General features: G+C 62.8%; 18 protein-coding genes. 13 read left to right on the top strand and 5 right to left on the bottom strand.

What is annotated here, in order from left to right; all coding sequences use genetic code 11:
• Positions 1-119 precede the first annotated feature (119 nt).
• The 7 genes from AA098_RS22355 to AA098_RS22325 all read left to right on the top strand — a co-directional run bounded on the left by AA098_RS22355 (position 120) and on the right by AA098_RS22325 (position 8,161).
• Entirely contained in the window at positions 120-1,373 is a 1,254-nt protein-coding gene (locus AA098_RS22355) for an AGE family epimerase/isomerase (RefSeq protein ID WP_004575643.1), read from the top strand.
• Between the two features lie 107 nt (positions 1,374-1,480).
• A complete protein-coding gene (locus AA098_RS22350; protein WP_064615013.1) occupies positions 1,481-2,767 on the top strand; it encodes an ABC transporter substrate-binding protein in 1,287 nt (428 codons plus the stop codon).
• A 133-nt stretch (positions 2,768-2,900) separates the two neighbouring features.
• On the top strand, positions 2,901-3,809 hold the full coding sequence (locus AA098_RS22345; protein WP_003255050.1) for a carbohydrate ABC transporter permease: 909 nt from the start codon (positions 2,901-2,903) through the stop codon (positions 3,807-3,809).
• On the top strand, positions 3,802-4,647 hold the full coding sequence (locus tag AA098_RS22340; protein ID WP_003255048.1) for a carbohydrate ABC transporter permease: 846 nt from the start codon (positions 3,802-3,804) through the stop codon (positions 4,645-4,647). The genes AA098_RS22345 and AA098_RS22340 overlap by 8 nt, the downstream gene beginning before the upstream one ends.
• Before the next feature lie 3 nt (positions 4,648-4,650).
• Positions 4,651-5,805 carry an ABC transporter ATP-binding protein gene (locus AA098_RS22335; RefSeq protein ID WP_004575642.1) on the top strand — a complete coding sequence of 385 codons (1,155 nt, stop codon included), beginning with the start codon at positions 4,651-4,653 and terminating at the stop codon, positions 5,803-5,805.
• Between the two features lie 40 nt (positions 5,806-5,845).
• Positions 5,846-7,189, top strand: coding sequence for a carbohydrate porin (locus AA098_RS22330; protein WP_004575641.1), 1,344 nt, complete (start codon positions 5,846-5,848; stop codon positions 7,187-7,189).
• A gap of 117 nt (positions 7,190-7,306) precedes the next feature.
• On the top strand, positions 7,307-8,161 hold the full coding sequence (locus AA098_RS22325; protein ID WP_003255044.1) for a D-hexose-6-phosphate mutarotase: 855 nt from the start codon (positions 7,307-7,309) through the stop codon (positions 8,159-8,161).
• On the opposite strand, the gene hexR is transcribed toward AA098_RS22325, so the two are convergent.
• On the bottom strand, positions 8,154-9,017 hold the full coding sequence (hexR, locus tag AA098_RS22320) for a DNA-binding transcriptional regulator HexR (RefSeq protein ID WP_169774905.1): 864 nt from the start codon (positions 9,015-9,017) through the stop codon (positions 8,154-8,156). The genes AA098_RS22325 and hexR overlap by 8 nt on opposite strands.
• A 211-nt stretch (positions 9,018-9,228) precedes the next feature.
• Here hexR and zwf point away from each other — a divergent pair, with 211 nt between their 5' ends.
• Genes zwf through AA098_RS22305 form a run of 3 tightly spaced genes read left to right on the top strand, consistent with a single transcriptional unit; the run spans position 9,229 to position 12,096 of the window.
• Positions 9,229-10,698, top strand: a complete 1,470-nt coding sequence (gene zwf, locus AA098_RS22315; protein ID WP_003255039.1) for a glucose-6-phosphate dehydrogenase — start codon at positions 9,229-9,231, stop codon at positions 10,696-10,698.
• Positions 10,685-11,398 carry a 6-phosphogluconolactonase gene (gene pgl / locus AA098_RS22310; RefSeq protein ID WP_003255038.1) on the top strand — a complete coding sequence of 238 codons (714 nt, stop codon included), beginning with the start codon at positions 10,685-10,687 and terminating at the stop codon, positions 11,396-11,398. The genes zwf and pgl overlap by 14 nt, the downstream gene beginning before the upstream one ends.
• 17 nt (positions 11,399-11,415) lie before the next feature.
• Positions 11,416-12,096 carry a bifunctional 4-hydroxy-2-oxoglutarate aldolase/2-dehydro-3-deoxy-phosphogluconate aldolase gene (locus AA098_RS22305; protein ID WP_003255037.1) on the top strand — a complete coding sequence of 227 codons (681 nt, stop codon included), beginning with the start codon at positions 11,416-11,418 and terminating at the stop codon, positions 12,094-12,096.
• A 395-nt stretch (positions 12,097-12,491) separates the two neighbouring features.
• Here AA098_RS22305 and leuA read toward each other — a convergent pair whose 3' ends face one another.
• From leuA to AA098_RS22285, 4 genes are all read right to left on the bottom strand, one after another.
• Positions 12,492-14,165, bottom strand: coding sequence for a 2-isopropylmalate synthase (gene leuA / locus AA098_RS22300; protein WP_003255035.1), 1,674 nt, complete (start codon positions 14,163-14,165; stop codon positions 12,492-12,494).
• Between the two features lie 422 nt (positions 14,166-14,587).
• Positions 14,588-15,415: a M23 family metallopeptidase gene (locus tag AA098_RS22295; RefSeq protein ID WP_054889405.1), complete on the bottom strand. Its 828-nt coding sequence runs from the start codon at positions 15,413-15,415 to the stop codon at positions 14,588-14,590.
• Between the two features lie 3 nt (positions 15,416-15,418).
• A complete protein-coding gene (gene xseA / locus AA098_RS22290; protein WP_060546313.1) occupies positions 15,419-16,798 on the bottom strand; it encodes an exodeoxyribonuclease VII large subunit in 1,380 nt (459 codons plus the stop codon).
• Between the two features lie 205 nt (positions 16,799-17,003).
• Positions 17,004-17,882, bottom strand: coding sequence for a LysR family transcriptional regulator (locus AA098_RS22285; RefSeq protein WP_064615012.1), 879 nt, complete (start codon positions 17,880-17,882; stop codon positions 17,004-17,006).
• A gap of 97 nt (positions 17,883-17,979) precedes the next feature.
• Here AA098_RS22285 and AA098_RS22280 point away from each other — a divergent pair, with 97 nt between their 5' ends.
• From AA098_RS22280 to guaB, 3 genes are all read left to right on the top strand, one after another.
• Positions 17,980-18,735 (top strand): sulfite exporter TauE/SafE family protein, encoded by a 756-nt coding sequence (locus AA098_RS22280; RefSeq protein WP_003255029.1) that lies wholly within the window; start codon positions 17,980-17,982, stop codon positions 18,733-18,735.
• Between the two features lie 47 nt (positions 18,736-18,782).
• Positions 18,783-19,340: a hypothetical protein gene (locus AA098_RS22275; RefSeq protein ID WP_064615011.1), complete on the top strand. Its 558-nt coding sequence runs from the start codon at positions 18,783-18,785 to the stop codon at positions 19,338-19,340.
• A gap of 86 nt (positions 19,341-19,426) precedes the next feature.
• Positions 19,427-20,896, top strand: coding sequence for an IMP dehydrogenase (gene guaB, locus AA098_RS22270; protein ID WP_003255025.1), 1,470 nt, complete (start codon positions 19,427-19,429; stop codon positions 20,894-20,896).
• Positions 20,897-20,949: the final 53 nt, after the last annotated feature.

Here is a 20,949-nt window from a genome sequence, read left to right as displayed (position 1 = left end):
AGGCCCGCACAGGCACCCAAAATGTCACTGCCCGGTGACAATCCCGTCGTCCTTCGTGACATCCGCCATGACCCCGCTGGCTAGAATTCGCAAACGACTGGCAAGGATCAAGCTGGCCCATGATTTCCCTCAACCTGTCCGCTCACAGCTGGCTCAATGCCCCGGCCCACACCGCCTGGCGCCTGGCCGAAGCGCAGCGCCTGCTGGCATTCGCCAAAGCTGCGAAACTGCCTGACGGCTTTGGCAACCTGGATGCCAAAGGCCAGCTCGCTCCGGGCGCCTGCGCCGAAACCATGAACACCGCGCGAATGACCCACTGCTTCGCCCTGGCCCATCTGCAGGGCATTCCCGGTAGCCTGGCCTATGCCGAACACGGTGTGGCTGCCCTGCGTGGGGCCATGCAGGACGCCAGCTACGGTGGCTGGTTCGCCCACCCCGGCGGCCAGGAAGACAGCGGCAAGGCCGCCTACCTGCATGCCTTCGTCGCCCTTGCCGCCAGCTCTGCAGTGGTGGCCGGTGCAGCCGATGCCCAGCTGTTGCTGGCCGATGCAACCGAGGTGATCGAAACGCACTTCTGGAGCGAAGCCAAGGGTGCCCTTCGAGAGACCTTCTCTCGCGCATGGCAACTGCCTGAGCCGTACCGTGGCGCCAACAGCAACATGCACGCGACCGAGGCCTTCCTGGCCCTGGCCGATGCCACCGGCAACAGCCTTTGGCTGCAACGCGCCTTGCGCATTGCTGAGCGCATTATCCATACCCATGCCGCCGCCAACGGTTATCGGGTCATCGAACATTTCGACGCCCATTGGCAGCCGCTGCCGGATTACAACCGCGAGCACCCCGCTGACCACTTCCGGCCCTATGGCACTACGCCCGGGCATGCCATGGAGTGGGCACGGCTACTGTTGCACCTGGAGGCCAGCCTGCAACGGGCCGGGCTGCTCGCCCCGCAGTGGCTTCCAGACAGTGCCTGCAGATTGTTCGATGCCGCCTGCCAGCATGCCTGGAACGTCGATGGCGCTGCAGGTTTCGTCTACACCCTGGACTGGGCCAATCGCCCGGTGGTGCATGCACGCCTGCACTGGGTGCACGCCGAAGCTTGCGCCGCCGCAGCAGCCTTGTTGCAGCGCACCGGCGAAGCCCAGTACGAGCAGTGGTACCGCAACTGCTGGGGCTTTATCGCCAACCATTTCATCGACCCTGTCGCTGGCAGCTGGCACCACGAACTCGATGCCCGCAACCGGCCAGCGGGGACCCTCTGGCCGGGCAAGCCCGACCTCTACCACGCCTACCAGGCGCTGCTGCTGCCAGGCTTGCCGCTGGCACCCAGCCTGGCCAGCAACCTGGCCAGCTCCAGCTATGTAACCAGATGATGACATTCACGCATCGCTTCGTTACCTGACGAGGCGGGCACGCTGTTTAGACTTCATGCTACGCAAGCGATCGACTTGCACGGCATAACAACAAGAAAGGTGCTCCGATGAATTCCACGCTCCGTCTCGCTGCCGCAATCTCTCTGGCTTCTTTACTTCCTTTGGGGGCTTCGGCTGCCGAATCCAAAGGCAGTGTCGAGGTCGTGCACTGGTGGACCTCTGGCGGTGAAAAGGCGGCGGTCGATGTGCTCAAGGCGCAGGTCGAGAAAGACGGCTTCACCTGGAAGGACGGCGCTGTTGCCGGTGGTGGTGGTGCCACGGCCATGACCGTGCTGAAAAGCCGCGCCGTCGCAGGCAACCCGCCCGGTGTCGCGCAGATCAAAGGCCCCGACATCCAGGACTGGGCGGCCACCGGCTTGCTCGACGCCGATGTGCTCAAGGATGTGGCCAAGGCCGAAAAGTGGGACTCGCTGCTCGACAAGAAAGTGGCCGACACCGTGAAGTACGACGGTGACTACGTTGCCGTACCGGTGAACATCCACCGCATCAACTGGTTGTGGATCAACCCCGAGGTGTTCAAAAAAGCCGGCATCGACAAGGCGCCTACCACCCTCGACGAATTCTACGCCGCCGCCGACAAGCTCAAGGCGGCCGGCTTCATCCCGCTGGCTCATGGTGGCCAGCCGTGGCAGGACAGCACCGTGTTCGAAAGCGTGGTGCTGGCAGTGATGGGCGCCGACGGCTACAAGAAGGCCATAGTCGACCTCGACAGCGCAACGCTGACCGGGCCGCAGATGGTCAAGGCGCTGACCGAGCTGAAGAAGGTCGCCACCTACATGGACCCGGACGGCAAGGGCCAGGACTGGAACCTGGAAGCCGCCAAGGTCATCAACGGCAAGGCCGGCATGCAGATCATGGGCGACTGGGCCAAGAGCGAATGGACCCTGGCGAAGAAAACCGCCGGCAAGGATTACCAGTGCGTGCCGTTCCCCGGTACCGACAAGGCCTTCCTGTACAACATCGACTCGCTGGTGGTGTTCAAACAGAACAACGCCGGCACCTCTGCCGGGCAGCAGGACATCGCGCGCAAAGTGCTGGGGGAGGACTTCCAGAAGGTCTTCAGCACCAACAAAGGGTCGATCCCGGTGCGTAACGACATGCTCGCCGACATGGGCAAGCACGGTTTTGATGCCTGCGCGCAAACCTCCGCCAAGGACTTCCTTGCCGATGCCAAGACCGGCGGCCTGCAACCGAGCATGGCGCACAACATGGCCACCACGCTGGCCGTGCAGGGCGCGTTCTTCGATGTGGTGACCAACTACATCAACGACCCCAAGGCCGACCCGGCCGATGCGGCGAAGAAGCTGGCGGCGGCGATCAAGGCTGCCCAGTAACGGCTGTTCGCGGGCACGCCCGCTCCCAGATGGGCCCTGCTCACCACTGTTCCTGGTCATGACGCCGGACCTGTGGGAGCGGGCTTGCCCGCGAAGCGGTGCGTAGCACCGCCACTACCTCGGGATCCAAGACATGACTACGACCACCGCCCAACTGCGGGCCTCACCCCTGGACGCGCTTCAGCGCTGGCTGCCCAAGCTGGTGCTGGCACCCAGCATGTTCATCGTCCTGGTGGGCTTCTACGGCTACATCCTCTGGACCTTCGTGCTGTCCTTCACCACCTCGACCTTTCTGCCTACCTACAAGTGGGCGGGCCTTGCGCAATACGCCCGTCTGTTCGACAACGACCGCTGGTGGGTGGCGAGCAAGAACCTGCTTCTGTTCGGCGGCCTGTTCATCGCCATCAGCCTGGCCATCGGTGTGTTGCTGGCAGTGTTGCTCGACCAGCGCATCCGTCGCGAGGGCTTCATCCGCACTATCTACCTGTACCCCATGGCACTGTCGATGATCGTCACCGGCACGGCCTGGAAGTGGCTGCTCAACCCCGGCATGGGCCTGGACAAGCTGCTGCGCGACTGGGGCTGGGAGGGTTTTCGCCTGGACTGGCTGATCGATCCCGACCGGGTGGTGTATTGCCTGGTGATCGCGGCCGTGTGGCAGGCTTCGGGCTTCATCATGGCCATGTTCCTTGCCGGCTTGCGTGGCGTTGACCCGTCGATCATCCGCGCTGCGCAAATGGATGGTGCCAGCCTGCCGCGTATCTACTGGACCGTGGTGCTGCCCAGCCTGCGCCCGGTGTTCTTCAGCGCGCTGATGATCCTCTCGCACATTGCCATCAAGAGCTTCGACCTGGTGGCGGCAATGACGGCCGGCGGCCCGGGTTACTCCTCCGACCTGCCGGCAATGTTCATGTACTCGTTCACCTTCAGCCGCGGCCAGATGGGCATGGGCTCGGCCAGCGCCATCCTGATGCTCGGGGCAATCCTGGCGATCCTCGTGCCTTACCTGTACTCGGAGCTGCGGAGTAAACGCCATGCATAGTCCTGTCGACAAGCCGGTGCTCAGCCTCAGCCGCATGGCCATCCATGCCGTGTTGCTGATCGCTGTGCTGCTGTATCTGGTGCCGCTGGTGGTGATGCTGCTGACCAGCTTCAAGACCCCCGAAGACATCAGCACCGGCAACCTGCTGAGCTGGCCTGCAGTGATTACCGGCATAGGCTGGGTCAAGGCCTGGGGAGCGGTCAGCGGTTACTTCTGGAACTCGATCATGATCACCGTGCCCGCGGTGCTGATCTCCACCGCGATTGGTGCACTGAACGGCTATGTGCTGTCGATGTGGCGCTTCCGAGGTTCGCAACTGTTCTTCGGCCTGCTGCTGTTCGGCTGTTTCCTGCCGTTCCAGACTGTGCTGCTGCCGGCCTCGTTCACCCTCGGCAAGCTTGGCCTGGCCAGCACCACCGGTGGCCTGGTGCTGGTGCATGTGGTCTACGGCCTGGCCTTCACCACGCTGTTCTTCCGCAACTTCTACGTGAGCATCCCCGACGCCTTGGTCAAGGCCGCACGGTTGGACGGCGCCGGGTTCTTCACCATCTTCCGCCGCATCATCCTGCCGATGTCCACGCCGATCATCATGGTCTGCCTGATCTGGCAGTTCACCCAGATTTGGAACGACTTCCTGTTCGGCGTGGTGTTCTCCAGCGGCGACTCGCAACCGATTACCGTAGCCCTGAACAATCTGGTCAATACCAGCACCGGGGCCAAGGAATACAACGTCGATATGGCGGCAGCGATGATCGCTGGCCTGCCAACCCTGCTGGTCTACGTGGTGGCAGGCAAATATTTCGTGCGCGGGCTGACGGCCGGCGCGGTCAAGGGGTAAGCCATGGCAACGCTCGAACTTCGCAATGTGAACAAGACCTACGGCAGCGGCCTGCCGGATACCCTCAAGGACATCCAGCTGTCGATCAAGGATGGCGAGTTCCTGATCCTGGTGGGCCCGTCGGGCTGCGGCAAGTCGACCTTGATGAACTGTATCGCCGGCCTGGAGCAGATCACCGGCGGCGCCATCCTCATTGACGAGCAGGACGTCAGTGGCATGAGCCCCAAGGACCGCGATATCGCCATGGTGTTCCAGTCCTATGCGCTGTACCCCACCATGAGCGTGCGCGAGAACATCGAATTCGGCCTGAAGATCCGCAAGCTGCCCCAGGCCGCCATCGATGAGGAAGTGGCGCGGGTGGCCAAGTTGCTGCAGATCGAACACTTGCTGGCGCGCAAGCCGGCGCAGCTGTCCGGCGGCCAGCAGCAGCGCGTGGCCATGGGCCGGGCACTGGCGCGGCGACCCAAGATCTACCTGTTCGATGAACCCCTGTCCAACCTCGATGCCAAGCTGCGGGTCGAAATGCGCACCGAAATGAAGTTGATGCACCAGCGCCTGAAGACCACCACGGTGTACGTCACCCATGACCAGATCGAGGCCATGACCCTGGGCGACAAGGTGGCGGTGATGAAGGACGGCATCATCCAGCAGTTCGGCACCCCGCAGCAGATCTACAACGACCCGGCCAACCAGTTCGTGGCCAGCTTTATCGGATCGCCACCAATGAACTTCATTCCGGTGCGTCTGGCCAGGCAGGACGGCCGCTTGCTGGCGTTGCTCGACAGCGGCCAGGCGCGCTGCGAGCTGCCCTTGGGGGGGGCTGCTGACGCGCTTGAGGGGCGCGAGATCATCCTCGGCATCCGCCCTGAGCAGATTGCCCTGGGCGCTGCTGACGGCAATGGTTTGCCGGCTATCCGCGCCGAGGTGCAGGTCACAGAGCCCACCGGGCCGGACCTACTGGTGTTCGTCACTCTCAACCAGACCAAGGTGTGCTGCCGCCTGGCGCCAGATGTGGCGTGCCGGGTGGGTGACACCCTCAACCTGCAATTCGACCCGGCCCGGGTGCTGCTGTTCGACGCTGCCAATGGCGAGCGCCTGCACCTGGCCGGCACTGGCGCAACCGCAAAGGACAACGTGGCTCACTTCAAAGGCCGTTGAATCGTCTACACCATCAATAAGAAAAAGAGGACGCAAAGGGATGGAACAGCGCAAACGCATCAAGACACTGGGATCGCTGGCTCTGCTTGCACTTGTAGGCAGCAGCGGTACACAGGCTGCCGAGGCTTTTTCCAGCGAATCCAAATGGATGACCGGCGACTGGGGCGGCACCCGGACCGAGCTCCTGGACAAAGGCTATGACTTCACCCTTGATTATGTGGGTGAGGTGGCTGGCAACCTGCATGGCGGCTACAACGACGACAAGACCGCACGCTACAGCGACCAGTTCGCCCTCGGCGCGCATCTGGACTTGCAGAAAATACTGGGCTGGCATGATGCCGAGTTCAAGCTGGCGATCACCGAGCGAAGCGGTCGCAACCTGTCCAACGACCGCATCAGCGACCCGCGCGCCGGGCAGTTCAGCTCGGTGCAGGAGGTGTGGGGCCGTGGCCAGACCTGGCGCCTGACCCAGATGTGGATCAAGCAAAAGTACTTTGACGGCGCGCTTGACGTGAAATTTGGCCGTTTTGGCGAGGGGGAGGACTTCAACAGCTTCCCTTGCGACTTCCAGAACCTGGCCTTCTGCGGCTCGCAGGTGGGCAACTGGGTGGGCGGTATCTGGTACAACTGGCCGGTCAGCCAGTGGGCGCTGCGGGTGAAGTACAACATCACCCCGGCGTTCTTCGTGCAGGTCGGGGCCTTCGAGCAGAACCCCTCCAACCTGGAAACCGGCAACGGCTTCAAGCTGAGCGGTAGCGGTACCAAGGGTGCGATCTTGCCGGTGGAAGCGGTGTGGTCGCCCAAGGTCAATGGTCTGCCGGGCGAGTACCGCCTGGGTTACTACTACAGCACGGCCAAGGCTGACGATGTGTACGACGACGTCAACGGCAACCCGCAGGCGCTGACCGGTGAAGCCTTCAAGTCGCATTCCAGCAAGCACGGATGGTGGGTGGTGGCGCAGCAGCAGGTCACTGCCCATGGCGGCGACGTCAACCGTGGCCTTAGCCTGTTCGCCAACTTCACCGTGCACGACAAGGCCACCAACGTGGTCGACAACTACCAGCAGGTGGGGCTGGTCTACAAAGGCGCTTTCGACGCTCGGCCCAAGGATGATATCGGCTTCGGCGTGGCGCGAATTCATGTGAATGACGACGTGAAGAAGCGCGCCGAACTGCTCAACGCACAGAGCGGCATCAACGATTACGACAACCCTGGTTTCGTACCGCTGCAGCGTACCGAATACAACGCAGAGCTCTACTACGGCTTCCACGTCACCAACTGGCTGACCGTGAGGCCCAACCTGCAGTACATCAAGAGCCCTGGCGGGGTGGACGAGGTGGATAACGCGCTGGTCGCTGGCTTGAAGATTCAGTCGTCATTCTGAGGCAACTTGTTGTAAATTTACGCCAATCCATTTTCGGTTCCCGGCACCCACTGGTCTGCAGTGGGTGTTGGGGATAGGCCGAGACAGCGCTATCTCAAACAACAAGAGCTCTGAACCATGCCCGAACATCCGCTCCATCGCTTCTTTTCCTCGCAGCGGCCTCGGCCGACATTCGAGTGGGAGCGTTATCAGCAGCGCGATGTCCTGATCATCGATCACCCCCGTTGCCAGGCGGTGTTCAGCCGCCAGGGCGCGCAGTTGTTGCACTTTCAACCAGCGGGTGAACGGCCGTGGCTGTGGTGCGCCGAACAGTGGCCGCAGGTTGGGGCGATCCGGGGGGGTGTGCCGGTGTGCTGGCCCTGGTATGGCCGTCATCCCAGCGAAGACCTGTGGCCGGCCCACGGTTGGGCGCGGCTGCTGGACTGGAAGCTGGTGGACAGCCGTGAGGACGAGGAGGGCGTGACCCTGAAATGGCGGCTGGACCTGTGCGACTGGCAGGTCGACCTGCACGCCCGGCTGGGTAGCCGCATGGAACTGAGCCTGAGCACCGAGCATCAGGACAGCGAACCCTGCCAGTTGAGCCATGCACTGCTGGCGTACTGGCGCATCAGTGACGTGTCCGAGATAGCGCTGTCTGGGTTGGAAGATATTGAGGGCTACGACCGCCTCAACCGTCAGGCTTGCCGTGAAGATGGCGCGCTGAAGCTCAAGGGCGGCTGCCAGAAGGTCTACCCCGGTACGCCACGGGTGCAATTGCAGGACCCGGCCTGGCAGCGCGAGCTGTGCATCGACACCGGTGACAGCGACGACACCGTGGTCTGGCACCCTGGCAATCGCCCGCTGATGGGGGTGACTGGCCGCGAGTCGCAGCGTTTTGTCTGCGTCGAGGCGACCAGCGGCAGTGGTGAAGGCCTGAGCCTGGCGCCTGGGCAGCGTGCGCACCTGCGTTTGCAGGCGCACCGGCTCAGTTGAGTTCGTCGTCCTCGATCGGGTAGCGGCTGGCGTTGAGGCTTTCCTTGATCTTGCGCAGGTGGGGCTGGAAGTCCACGCCGCGGCGCAGGGTCATGCCGGTGGCCAGTACATCGAGCACGGTCAGCTGGATGATCCGCGAGGTCATCGGCATGTAGATGTCGGTATCTTCCGGCAGCGGGATGTGCAGGCTCAGGCTGCAGGCATTGGCCAGTGGCGAGCCCGCGGCGGTCAGGCCCAGCACCGAAGCGCCGTTTTCACGTGCCAGGCGCGCCACTTCGACCAGTTCGCGGGTGCGCCCGGTGTAGGAAATGATCACGAACAGGTCGCCGGTGTGGGCGACCGAGGCCAGCATGCGCTGCATCAGCACATCGGCGTGGGCCGACACGGCCAGGTTGAAGCGGAAGAACTTGTGCTGCGCATCCAGGGCCACCGGGGCCGAGGCACCGAGGCCGAAGAAGTGGATCTGCCGGGCCTGGATCATCATGTCCACAGCGCGGCTGACCTGTTGCGGGTCCAGTTGCTGGCAGGCGCTGTCAAGCGAGGCGATGGCGCTGGCGAAGATCTTCTGGGTATAGGCGGCCGGGTCATCGTCGGCCTCCACTGCGCGGCTGACATACGCAGCACCACTGGCCAGGCTCTGCGCCAGTTGCAGCTTGAGCTCGGGGTAGCCGCTGACGCCGAACGAGCGGCAGAAGCGGTTGACGGTCGGTTCGCTGACCTTGGCCGCCTGGGCCAGCGCAGCGATGCTGAAACGGGTGGCTTGTTGCGGGTTGAGCAGGATGACTTCGGCGACTTTGCGTTCGGCCTTGTTCAGCTCGTCGAGGCGGCCCTGGATCTGTTCCAGGAGGTTTCGCACGCGGTCCATGGGTGTGTCCTTGGGTCGGGAAGACAGCCGGCTGTGTGAGCAGCAGGCTTTTTGCACGGTCGTCTATCGTACTGTCGGTGCGGTTGGCGTACCACTTGTCTGTAACACTTGTGTGTAATGTTGTGGTTTTTACTACATTATCCCTTGAAAACCGTGTGTGAAAGCGGTATTCCTAGACCAACTTTAGGAAAGAACCAACATCATGGCTGCAATCAGTGTCGAACCTTGCACCTTTGCCCTGTTTGGCGCCCTCGGCGACCTGGCATTGCGCAAGCTGTTTCCTGCGCTCTACCAGCTCGACCGGGCCAACCTGTTGCACCCGGACACTCGCCTGCTGGCCCTCGCCCGTGAGGTCGGCAGTGCGCAGGAGCACCTGGACAGCATCGAAGCCCACCTGCGCCGGCACGTGCCCGAGGCAGATATCGAGCCTGCCGCGCTGGGTCGCTTCCTCGCCCGCCTGAATTATCAGCATCTGGACTTCCTTCAGCCCGAGGGCTATCAGGCCCTGGCCGAGCAACTGCCGGGCGAGCTGCCGCTGATTGCCTACTTCGCCACGGCGGCGGCGGTGTATGGGGCCATCTGCGAAAACCTCGACAAGGTCGGGCTGGCTGCGCGCACCCGGGTAGTGCTCGAGAAACCGATTGGCCACGACCTGGAGTCGTCGCGCCGGGTCAACGATGCCGTTGCGCGGTTTTTCCCTGAAAGCCGGGTTTACCGCATTGACCACTACCTGGGCAAAGAGACGGTGCAGAACCTGATTGCCCTGCGCTTCGCCAATAGCCTGTTCGAAACCCAGTGGAACCAGAACTCCATCTCCCATGTGGAGATTACCGTCGCGGAAAAGGTCGGTATCGAGGGCCGTTGGGGTTATTTCGACAAGGCCGGCCAACTGCGCGACATGATCCAGAACCACCTGCTGCAGTTGCTGTGCCTGATCGCCATGGACCCGCCCAGCGAACTGTCCGCCGATGCCATCCGCGACGAGAAGGTGAAAGTGCTTAAAGCCCTGGCACCGATCACTGGTGACGGTTTGAGCACCAGTGTGGTGCGTGGCCAGTACATTGCCGGCTACAGCGAAGGCAAGCCGGTACCTGGTTACCTGGACGAAGACAACGCCAACGCCCAGAGCGACACCGAAACCTTCGTCGCCCTGCGCGCCGACATCCGTAACTGGCGCTGGTCGGGCGTGCCGTTCTACCTGCGAACCGGCAAGCGCATGCCGCAAAAACTGTCGCAGATCGTCATTCACTTCAAGGAAACGCCGCATTACATCTTCGCCCCGGAACAGCGTTTGCAGATCGGTAACAAGCTGATCATCCGCCTGCAACCGGACGAAGGCATTTCTTTACGGGTGATGACCAAGGAGCAGGGCCTGGACAAGGGCATGCAACTGCGCAGTGGCCCATTGCAGCTGAATTTTTCCGATGCCTGGCGCAGTGCACGAATTCCGGATGCCTACGAGCGGCTGTTGCTCGAAGTGATGCGCGGCAACCAGAACCTGTTCGTGCGCAAGGACGAAATCGAGTATGCCTGGAAGTGGTGCGACCAGTTGATCGCCGGCTGGCGTAATGCGGGCGACGCGCCCAAGCCATACGCGGCGGGCTCCTGGGGGCCGATGAGCTCGATTGCACTGATCACACGCGATGGGAGGGCGTGGTATGGGGATATCTGAATTGAAACTGCCAGCGGCCGTGAAGGCTCATGAACTGGCGGATGCCAAGGCACTGTCCGTGTCCTTGGCCCATGATGTGGCTGAGCGCCTGCGCGCCGCGATTGCCGCCAAGGGGCAGGCCTGTGTGGTGTTGTCTGGCGGCCGCAGCCCGGTGCCGTTCCTGGAGAAGCTGGCCAGCGAGCAGCTGGACTGGGCCAAGGTCATCGTCAGCCTGGCTGATGAGCGCTGGGTGCCAGTGGAGCACGCTGACAGCAATGCCGGCCTGCTGGCTCGCCACCTGTTGAAGGGCGCAGCGGCCAAGGCCCGCTTCGTTGGCCTGTACCAGCAGGCGGAGAACCTTGATGCAGCTGCGCTCAAAGCTGACCAGGCCTTGGCCGAGCTACCGCCGATCGACGTGCTGGTGCTGGGCATGGGCGATGATGGCCATACCGCCTCGCTGTTCCCCGCCAGTCCCAACCTGGAAGCAGGCCTGGACCCGGCCGGCCCGCGCCGCTGCCTGCCATTGCTGGCGCCGAGCGTGCCGCACCAGCGCCTGTCGATGACCCGTTCGCTGCTGGCCAGCGCGGCCTTCATCGCGCTGTCTGTGCAAGGCCAGGGCAAACTCGCTACCCTGCGCGCCGCGCTGGCGGGCAATGACCTTACTGAAATGCCGATTCGCGCTTTTCTTCACGACCCCCTGGACATCTACTGGTGCCCATGAGCCAAGGATCCACAGTCATGACCACCCTTGAACGCCCACAGCCCAAGCTCTCGATGGCTGATAAAGCCGCGCGGATCGACGCCATTTGCAAAAAGGCGCGCATCCTGCCGGTAATCACCATTGCTCGTGAGGAAGACATCCTGCCGCTGGCTGACGCCCTGGCCGCTGGCGGTATCCGTACCCTGGAAGTGACCCTGCGCTCACAGCATGGCCTCAAGGCCATTCAGGTGCTGCGTGAGCAGCGCCCGGAGCTGTGTGTCGGCGCCGGTACCGTGCTCGACCGCAGCATGTTCGCGGCGGTTGAAGCTGCGGGCGCGCAGTTCGTCGTTACCCCAGGTATTACCCAGGACATTCTCGAGGCTGGCGTGGACAGTGAAATCCCGCTGTTGCCGGGCATCAGCACGCCGTCCGAAATCATGATGGGCTATGCCCTGGGCTACCGCCGGTTCAAGTTGTTCCCGGCGGAAATCAGCGGCGGCGTAGCGGCGATCAAGGCCTTTGGTGGCCCGTTCGGCGATATTCGTTTTTGTCCTACCGGTGGTGTAAACCCGGCCAACGTGCGCAACTACATGGCACTGCCAAACGTGATGTGCGTGGGGGGAACCTGGATGCTCGACAGCAGCTGGATCAAGAACGGTGACTGGGCGCGGATCGAAGCGTGCAGTGCCGAGGCGATGGCACTGCTGGACGCCAACTGAAAACTGTTGTGTGCTTTACGGCTTGTGGGGCGCTTGGTCGGCGCCCCTTTTTTTGCCTGGGGTATTTGCAGTGGTTGTGCTGGCCCTTTCGCGGGTAAACCCGCTCCTACGCACCGATCTGCGGTGGACATACACCGGGGGGCACAGGCCGTTGTAGGAGCGGGTTCACCCGCGAATGGGCCGGGCCTGCTGGCCAATATCCCTGGCCGTTCACCGTTGCCGTGGCCTCCGTATTCGCGGGTAAACCCGCTCCTACACCTGATCGGTGGTGGACACACATTGGTGATTGGACACAGGCCGTTGTAGGAGCGGGTTTACCCGCGAAAGGGCCAGTGCAGGCCAACAAAAAAGCCCGCATCAAACGATGCGGGCTTTCTCATCCCTCATTCCAGGCTTCAGGCCGCCTTGGCTTCCTGCTGGCTCAGCGAGCGGTTCAGCGCGCTGAACAGGGCCTTGAAGCTGGCCGTGGTGATGTTCTCATCGATACCCACGCCATGCACCGGACGGCCACCGGCTACACGCAGTTCAATGTAGGCCGCGGCCTTGGCATTGGTGCCAGCGCCAATGGCGTGCTCGTTGTAGTCCATGATCTCCACGGCAATCGGCAGGCCGGCCACCAGTGCTTCCAGGGCGCCGTTGCCCTTGCCGCGCCAGTGCAGGGTGGTTTCGCCTTCACCGGCAACTTCCACTTCCACAGCGCTGTGGCCGTTTTCTTCCTGCAGGCGATGGCTGACCAGTGCGTATGGCGCGTTGGCCTGGAGGTATTCCTTGTGCAGCAGGCTGTAGATCTGCTGGGCGGTCATTTCCAGGCCCAGGCGGTCAGTCTCACCCTGCACCACCTGGCTGAATTCGATCTGCATGCGACGCGGCAGGCTGATGCCATATTCCTGCTCGAGCAGGTAGGTGATACCGCCTTTGCCCGACTGGCTGTTGACGCGGATTACCGCTTCGTAGCTGCGGCCGATGTCGGCCGGGTCGATCGGCAGGTAAGGCACCTCCCACAGTTCCCCATCCTGCTGCTTGGCGAAGCCCTTGCGGATGGCGTCCTGGTGCGAGCCGGAGAACGCGGTATGGACCAGGTCGCCCACATACGGGTGACGTGGGTGTACTGGCAACTGGTTGCACTCTTCGACCACCTTGCGCACACCGTCGATGTCGGAGAAGTCCAGCAACGGGTCGATGCCCTGGGTGTAGAGGTTCAGTGCCAAGGTCACCAGGTCGACGTTACCGGTACGCTCGCCGTTGCCGAACAGGCAGCCTTCGGCACGGTCGGCGCCGGCCATGAGGCCCAGTTCGGTGGCAGCGATGCCGGTGCCGCGGTCGTTGTGGCAGTGCAGGCTGATGATCACGCTGTCGCGGCGGCTGACGTTGCGGCAGAACCACTCGATCTGGTCGGCGTAGATATTTGGCGTGGACACTTCCACGGTGGCCGGCAGGTTGAGGATGATCTTGTGTTCAGGGGTAGGGTTCCACACCTCGATGACCGCGTCGCAGACTTCCTTGGCGAACTCCATTTCAGTGGCGCTGAAGGTTTCTGGCGAGTACTGGAAGGTCCACTGGGTTTCCGGCTGCTGGGCGGCGTACTTGACGAACAGCTTGGCCGCGTTCACCGCGATGTCCTTCACGCCTTGCTTGTCCTGATTGAAGACGATGCGGCGGAACGACGGGCTGGTGGCGTTGTACAGGTGGACGATGGCCTTCTTCGCACCGCGCAGCGATTCGAAGGTGCGGGCAATCAGGTCTTCACGTGCCTGGGTGAGCACCTGGATGGTGGTGTCATCCGGGATGTGGCCGTCCTGGATCAGGGTGCGCACGAAGTCGAAATCGGTTTGCGAGGCAGACGGGAACGAGGCTTCGATCTCCTTCACGCCAACCTGCACCAAGGTCTTCCAGAAGCGCAGTTTCTTCTCCGAGTCCATCGGCTCTATCAGCGACTGGTTGCCGTCACGCAGGTCGGAACTGCACCAGATAGGTGCCTGGGTGATGGTCTTCGACGGCCAGGTACGGTCAGGCAGGTCGATGGTCGGGAAAGCGCGGTATTTCTTCGAAGGGTCTTTGAGCATGGTCATGGAAGCAATCCTTTTGTGTGCGGCCGAGATCGGGCCTGCCGAGCGATAACGATATGAAGAGGCGAGGCGACGCGATTCAGCCTGGTAGTCGGGCGCTGACCAGGCAGAGGCTGCGATGTTGTCGGAGCAGGATGAGGGTGCTGAAGGTTTTCATGCCTTCAAACTTAACCAGTGGGGTGGGGGATGGCAAGTGTTCGGGGAAAATTGAGAGAAATGCTTAAAAAAAGCCATTAGGCGAGATTTTATGGCTTGATTGGGCTGAGTGCTTCGTTGCTTTTGCGCGGTATTTTTCGATGGCGCAACACAATGGAAGAAATGCCAGCGGTGCTGGCCCATTCGTGGGTAACCCCGCGCCTACAGGTACGCCGCCCCTTGTAGGAGCGGGTTTACCCGCGAATGGGCCGGCCCAGGCAGCGCACCGTTCAGGGCTGGAACGCCCCAATGAAAATCGCCGGGTCCACCCGCGCATCGTTCAGGCTGACGTTCCAGTGCATGTGCGGCCCGGTAGCCCGCCCGGTCGAGCCCACGCGCCCGACCACCTCGCCACGACGCAGTTGCTGGCCCACCTGCACATCGATTTTCGACATGTGGCAGAACATGCTGATAAAGCCCTGCCCATGGTCGACGAACACCGTGCGGCCGTTGAAGAAATAGTCCCCCACCAGAATCACTTTGCCATTGGCGGGTGTCTTGATCGGCGTGCCTGCCGGCACCGCAAAATCCAGCCCCGCATGCGGGTTGCGTTCTTCGCCGTTGAAGAAGCGGCGCACGCCGAACTTGCTCGACAGCGGGCCGTTGACCGGCTTGTCGAGAACCAGGTTGCTCGGCAGGTTAGGGCTGAAGCTGCGGTAGGCCTTGATCTGCTCGGCCAGTTCGCGGTCGATGCGCTTGAGGTCGGCCGGGTTCGGGTTGACCTGGCGCGTGTTCTTCAGGGTGATGCGCTGCTCAGGGTACTTCTTGCTGCCTACGCTGAAAGGCAGGGTGCGCCCGCCCTGGTTCAGCACTGCGGTGCCGGGCTTCTGGGTCAGCGGGATGCCGACGATGGCCAGCCAGTTGTCCTGCTCCTTCACCACCAGCACCGGTTTGCCGTCGAAACGGGCGCTGGGTGCGTTGGCGGCGGGGCCTAGGTCGACGACTGCCACACCGCCGGGTACCGGTTTGTTCAGTGTGCGGGTGATGTAGCTGGCCTGGGCGCCGCCGGCCAGCAGCAGCAGGGAAAGGGCAAGCAGATGCGCGAGCACGCGGGGCATGTGTCAGTCCAGTAGTGAGAGGGTGACCGGGGTCAGGTGGTTGTCTTCGACCCGCACCAGCAGCTCGCCTTCGTTCAGGCGGGCGGTCAGGCGTTGGCCGTTGTGGGTCTGTTCCGCGCTGCGAATGGCCTGGCCTTGTTCATCCAGCAAAATGCTGTATCCGCGGGCCAGGGTGGCCAGCGGACTGACCACCTGCAGTGTCTGCAACTGGGCCTGGAACCGCTGGCGACGGTCCTTGAGCACCTCACGCATGGCCCGTGGCAGGCGCTCGGCCAGGCTGTCCAGGCGCTGGTTCAGCAGTTTCAGGTTACGCCCCGGATGCTGCGCGGCCAGGCGGGCGTCCAGGCGTGCCAGGCGTTCGCGGCGCTGGTTGAGGTTGAGCATGAACGCGCGACGCAGGCGCATGTCCAGGTCGTCCAGGCGTTGAGCCTGCTGGCGCAAACGCTCGCCTGGATGACGCAGGCGGCGGGTGAGTGACTCCAGGCGCAGGCGGTCGTGGGTCAGGCGGTTCTGCATGCGCAGCAGCAGGCGCCGTTGCAGGCCATCCAGGCGTTGCCGAAGGCCGCTGTTGTCAGGGGCCAGCAGCTCGGCGGCAGCCGACGGGGTGGGTGCGCGCACGTCAGCCACGAAGTCGCTGATCGACACGTCGGTTTCATGGCCCACGGCGCTGACAATTGGCGTGACGCAGGCGGCCACGGCACGCGCCACGGCTTCCTCGTTGAAACACCACAGGTCTTCCAGCGAACCACCACCACGCGCCAGAATCAGCGCATCGAAGCCGAGGCTGTCGGCCAGGCGGATGGCGCGTACGATCTGCGCGATGGCTTCGCGGCCCTGTACCGCCGTAGGGATCAGGTTCAGCTCCACCTGCGGGGCACGGCGGCCGAACACACTGATGATGTCGCGGATCACCGCGCCAGTGGGCGAGGTGATGATGCCGATGCGCTGCGGGTGAGCCGGCAGTGGCTTCTTTCGTTCGGTGCTGAACAGTCCCTCGGCACCGAGCTTTTCCTTCAGGGCCTCAAAAGCCAGGCGCAGCGCGCCATCACCGGCGGGTTCGACGGTGTCGAGAATCAGCTGGTAGTCGCCACGTCCCTCGAACAGCGAAACCTTGCCGCGCACCCGCACCGCCAGGCCGTCTCGCAGTGCCTGGCGTACCCGCGTGGCGTTCTGCCGGAACAACGCGCAACGCACCTGGGCGCCGCTGTCCTTGAGGGTGAAGTACATGTGGCCGGACGCCGGGCGGGCGAGGTTGGAGATTTCGCCTTCCACCCACACGCTGCGGAAAACGTCTTCCAGCAGCACGCGGGCGCGGCCGTTGAGTTGGCTGACGGTAAGGACCTCGCGGTCCAGCCCGAGTCGTTCGAAAGGGTCTTTGATCATGGCAGGCATCATAAATGACATCGGCCCCGGTTGTCTGTCTTGCCCCTACTGTCAGCCTTGACCCAATCCTTGTGGGAGCGGCCTTGCGTCGCGAAAGGGCCGCAACGCGGCCCCGGCACTTCATGCGGCGAAGCTGAAAACCTGGGGCCGCATCGCAGCCCTTTCGCGACGCAAGGCCGCTCCCACAAGACCGCAACCGGTGCCTTCAGCCCTGCATCGTCGCCACGAACTGCCGCACCAGTTGCCCCGCATCACGGCGACAGGCCAGTGCCACTGTGCTCTGGCAATCACCCTCCAGCGCTACGAAGCTGACTGAAGCCGGGGCAATCTCGCACATGCACCGCGGCAACAACGCCACCCCAAACCCCGCCTGTATCAGCTGCAACTGCGTAGTCTTGCGCGACAGTACCTGCGCCGCCTGCGGGAAGAACCCTGCCCCCATGCACAACGAGGCAGACAGGTAGCTCAAGCCACCGCGATCCCGGTGCGGGATGGAAATGAAGCGTTCTTCCTTCAATTGCTCCAGTTGCACGTGCCGAGTACCCGCCAAGGGGTGCCCAGCGGCGACCGCCAGCAACAAGGGTTCGTCGAACAGTTCATGCAGCACCACGCCTTCATGCTGGCGCAGCACCGGCAAGCGCAACAGGCCGATATCCAGCCGTCCGGCAGCAATGTCTTCCAGTTGTGCCTCCGACGACTGCTGCGCAATCTCCAGCGAAACCCCTGGGTTGTGCTTCAGGTAGTTCCCCAGGCGAGCCAGAAGCCCGCCGGTCAGCGGCATGGTGCTGGAATGGTTCAGGCGCAAGCTGCCTTGCAACCCTTGGCCAATGTCACGGGTAACCCGCTCCGCCTGTGCCAGGTCAGCCAGCAAGCGTCGCGCCCGTTCAAGAAAGGCCTGACCGGCCAGCGTCAGGCGAGGCAGGCGCGCCGTGCGTTCGAACAGCGGCGTGCCCAGTTGCTGCTCCAGCTCCTTGATCTGCCGGCTAAGGGCCGACTGGGCAACGTACAGTCGCTCGGCTGCACTGCTGAAACTGCCACACTCGGCGATTTCCACGAAGTAACGCAACTGTCGGATCGACGTCATGTCATGCCTTTTTGAGATGGCTCTTGCGATAAAGGCATATTAGTCGGCATGGCTCATGGCTGGCTAACCTTTGCCTGTCTTCCCAGGAACTGCTGCCATGCTTGCCCAACTGTCGTTTTCCGGCCTTGACTGGCTGCCGATCCTGTTCGCCATCGCTGCGGCCTACATCGTCTTCGGCATCGCCGGCTTCGGTACTGCACTCGTGGCGGGGCCGGTGCTGATTCACTTCATGCCGTTGTCACGCATCATCCCGTTGCTGGTGCTGCTGGATTTCGTGGCCGCGTTCGGCAACCTGCTGCCGTCGCGCCGGGATGTGGTACGCAGTGAATTGCTGCGGCTGCTGCCCTTCATGGCCTTGGGTTGTACGTTGGGCGTGGTGTTCCTGCTGCAACTGAAGTCCGACCTGTTGCTGCTGTTGATGGGGGTATTCGTGACTGCCTATGCACTTTACGGGCTGGCAGTGAAAGTGAGGCCAGCCAGCCTGTCCGGCTTCTGGGCGGTGCCGATGGGCACGGCAGGCGGATTGTTCGGGGCTTTGTTCGGCAGCGGCGGGTTTCTCTATGCCCTTTACCTGAGCGCACGGCTGGAGGTGAAGGAACAGGTACGCGCCACCCAGAGCGCGCTGATCAGCTGCAGTACGATAGTGCGTCTGTCGCTGTTCCTGATCGCCGGTGTCTATGCCGACCAAAGCCTGCTGCTGCTCGCCGCCTGCCTGCTGCCTGTCATGTTCATTGGCCTGTGGGTAGGGCGTCGGTTGACCCACCGGTTATCCCGTGAAGCGTTCGTACGGCTGGTCACCTGGCTGGTGCTGGCCAGTGGGCTGGCGTTGATTGGTCGCTACCTGAGCGCCTGAGCGGTAGAATTGCGTCATTACCGGCGTTTCTCAGGCTTGTCCCGTTCATGAACACCCAGAGCATCATCGTTCCAAAGCTGTCTACCGTCCCGGTGCATGAAGCCCGTGCCCGCGCCATCCTGCGCTGGCTGGTGCGCGAAAAGGTCGTCGAGGAGCAGCTGACCACCTGTGGCCGCACCGGTAACCGCATGGGCCATGCCCTGGCGGCAGGGGCGCGCAAAGTGGCCCTGCACCCGGAAAAACTGCCCTTCGGCGAACCGGTCAACGGCCTGGAAGTGATGCTCAAGCGCTGCATCTATACCCCCGCCGAAGGCTTCCTCGAAGAAGCCGGTTGCCCGGAGTGCCGGCGCGAGGTAGGCGAGCCGTTGTTCGAAAGCCTGGAAGAGTGGATGCCGGCAGTGAGCGACAACTTTACCTGCCCACTGTGCGGCTTCGAAGATGACATCAATGGCTTCATTTACCTGCAGCCATGTGCCTTTTCCAACCTGGGGTTCATCTTCAACAACTGGGGCGAGGCCGGGTTCACCCAGGCCTTTCTCGACAGCTTCGCCGACTGGCTCGACCAGCCGGTGGCCGTGGTGCAGGTAAAACTGCCACAAGCCTGACCGAAGGCCCTTATTTTGCATTGAGCGGCGCGCCATGCATGAGTATAATGGCGCGCTTCCATTTTTCCCGCCCGGGAGCCCCCGCGATGCTGCGTATCAGCCAAGAAGCCCTGACCTTCGACGATATCCTCCTTGTACCTGGCTATTCCGAGGTACTGCCCAATGAAGTCAGTCTCAAGACCCGTTTGACCCGTGGCATCGAGCTGAACATTCCGCTGGTTTCCGCTGCCATGGATACCGTGACCGAAGCGCGTCTGGCCATTGCCATGGCTCAGGAAGGCGGTATCGGCATCATCCACAAGAACATGACCATCGAACAACAGGCCGGCGAAGTGCGCAAGGTCAAGAAGTTCGAGGCTGGCGTGGTCAAGGACCCGATCACCATCGACGCCGATGCCACTGTGCGCGACCTGTTCGAGCTGACCCGCCTGAACAACATCTCTGGCGTGCCGGTACTGGCGAACGGCGACCTGGTCGGCATCGTCACCTCCCGTGACGTGCGCTTCGAAAATCGCCTGGACGCCAAGGTTCGCGACGTGATGACGCCGAAAGAGCGCCTGGTCACCGTCCGCGAAGGCGCCGATAAAAACGAAGTTCGCGAGCTGCTGCACAAGCATCGCCTGGAAAAAGTCCTGATCGTTGACGACAAGTTCAACCTCAAGGGCATGATGACCGTCAAGGACATCGAAAAAGCCAAGGCTTACCCGCTGGCCAGCAAGGACGACCAAGGTCGCCTGCGCGTCGGCGCCGCCGTCGGCACCGGCAAGGACACCGGCGAGCGCGTTGCTGCGCTGGTGGCAGCTGGCGTTGATGTCGTCGTCGTCGACACTGCCCACGGCCACTCCAAAGGTGTGATCGACCGCGTACGCTGGGTGAAAGAAACCTACCCGCAAGTGCAGGTGATCGGCGGCAACATCGCCACCGGCGCTGCCGCCAAGGCCCTGGCCGAAGCGGGTGCTGATGCGGTCAAGGTCGGTATCGGCCCTGGCTCTATCTGCACCACCCGTATCGTTGCCGGTGTCGGCGTGCCGCAAATCAGCGCCATCGCCAACGTCGCAGCAGCACTGGAAGGCACTGGCGTGCCACTGATCGCTGACGGCGGTATCCGCTTCTCCGGTGACCTGTCCAAGGCCATCGTTGCCGGTGCGTCCTGCGTGATGATGGGTTCGATGTTCGCCGGTACCGAAGAGGCCCCGGGTGAGGTCGAGCTGTTCCAGGGTCGTTCCTACAAGGCCTACCGCGGCATGGGCTCGCTGGGTGCCATGGCACAGGCGCAAGGCTCGTCCGACCGTTACTTCCAGGACTCCTCGGCCGGCGCCGAGAAGCTGGTACCGGAAGGCATCGAAGGCCGCGTTCCTTACAAAGGCGCCCTGGCCGCGATCATCCACCAGCTGATGGGCGGCCTGCGTTCGTCCATGGGCTATACCGGCAGCGCAACCATCGAAGAAATGCGCACCAAGCCGGAGTTCGTGCGTATCACCGGTGCCGGCATGGCCGAGTCCCACGTGCACGACGTGCAAATCACCAAAGAAGCCCCTAACTACCGCGTAGGCTGAGGCTTCCAGCTACAACATAAAGCGGGGCTGTCATGACAGCCCCGCGTCGTTTC

This window comes from Pseudomonas sp. JY-Q (genome assembly GCF_001655295.1).
Classification (GTDB): Bacteria; Pseudomonadota; Gammaproteobacteria; order Pseudomonadales; family Pseudomonadaceae; genus Aquipseudomonas; species Aquipseudomonas alloputida.
This window is presented reverse-complemented; position numbering and strand designations above follow the sequence as displayed.

Bases quoted from the DNA above. Each gene is read 5' to 3' on its own strand.
- AA098_RS22355 (WP_004575643.1), top strand. From the start codon at position 120: ATGATTTCCCTCAACCTGTCCGCTCACAGCTGGCTCAATGCCCCGGCC.
- AA098_RS22350 (WP_064615013.1), top strand. From the start codon at position 1,481: ATGAATTCCACGCTCCGTCTCGCTGCCGCAATCTCTCTGGCTTCTTTA.
- AA098_RS22345 (WP_003255050.1), top strand. From the start codon at position 2,901: ATGACTACGACCACCGCCCAACTGCGGGCCTCACCCCTGGACGCGCTT.
- AA098_RS22340 (WP_003255048.1), top strand. From the start codon at position 3,802: ATGCATAGTCCTGTCGACAAGCCGGTGCTCAGCCTCAGCCGCATGGCC.
- AA098_RS22335 (WP_004575642.1), top strand. From the start codon at position 4,651: ATGGCAACGCTCGAACTTCGCAATGTGAACAAGACCTACGGCAGCGGC.
- AA098_RS22330 (WP_004575641.1), top strand. From the start codon at position 5,846: ATGGAACAGCGCAAACGCATCAAGACACTGGGATCGCTGGCTCTGCTT.
- AA098_RS22325 (WP_003255044.1), top strand. From the start codon at position 7,307: ATGCCCGAACATCCGCTCCATCGCTTCTTTTCCTCGCAGCGGCCTCGG.
- zwf (WP_003255039.1), top strand. From the start codon at position 9,229: ATGGCTGCAATCAGTGTCGAACCTTGCACCTTTGCCCTGTTTGGCGCC.
- pgl (WP_003255038.1), top strand. From the start codon at position 10,685: ATGGGGATATCTGAATTGAAACTGCCAGCGGCCGTGAAGGCTCATGAA.
- AA098_RS22305 (WP_003255037.1), top strand. From the start codon at position 11,416: ATGACCACCCTTGAACGCCCACAGCCCAAGCTCTCGATGGCTGATAAA.
- leuA (WP_003255035.1), bottom strand. From the start codon at position 14,165: ATGACCATGCTCAAAGACCCTTCGAAGAAATACCGCGCTTTCCCGACC.
- AA098_RS22295 (WP_054889405.1), bottom strand. From the start codon at position 15,415: ATGCCCCGCGTGCTCGCGCATCTGCTTGCCCTTTCCCTGCTGCTGCTG.
- xseA (WP_060546313.1), bottom strand. From the start codon at position 16,798: ATGATCAAAGACCCTTTCGAACGACTCGGGCTGGACCGCGAGGTCCTT.
- AA098_RS22285 (WP_064615012.1), bottom strand. From the start codon at position 17,882: ATGACGTCGATCCGACAGTTGCGTTACTTCGTGGAAATCGCCGAGTGT.
- AA098_RS22280 (WP_003255029.1), top strand. From the start codon at position 17,980: ATGCTTGCCCAACTGTCGTTTTCCGGCCTTGACTGGCTGCCGATCCTG.
- AA098_RS22275 (WP_064615011.1), top strand. From the start codon at position 18,783: ATGAACACCCAGAGCATCATCGTTCCAAAGCTGTCTACCGTCCCGGTG.
- guaB (WP_003255025.1), top strand. From the start codon at position 19,427: ATGCTGCGTATCAGCCAAGAAGCCCTGACCTTCGACGATATCCTCCTT.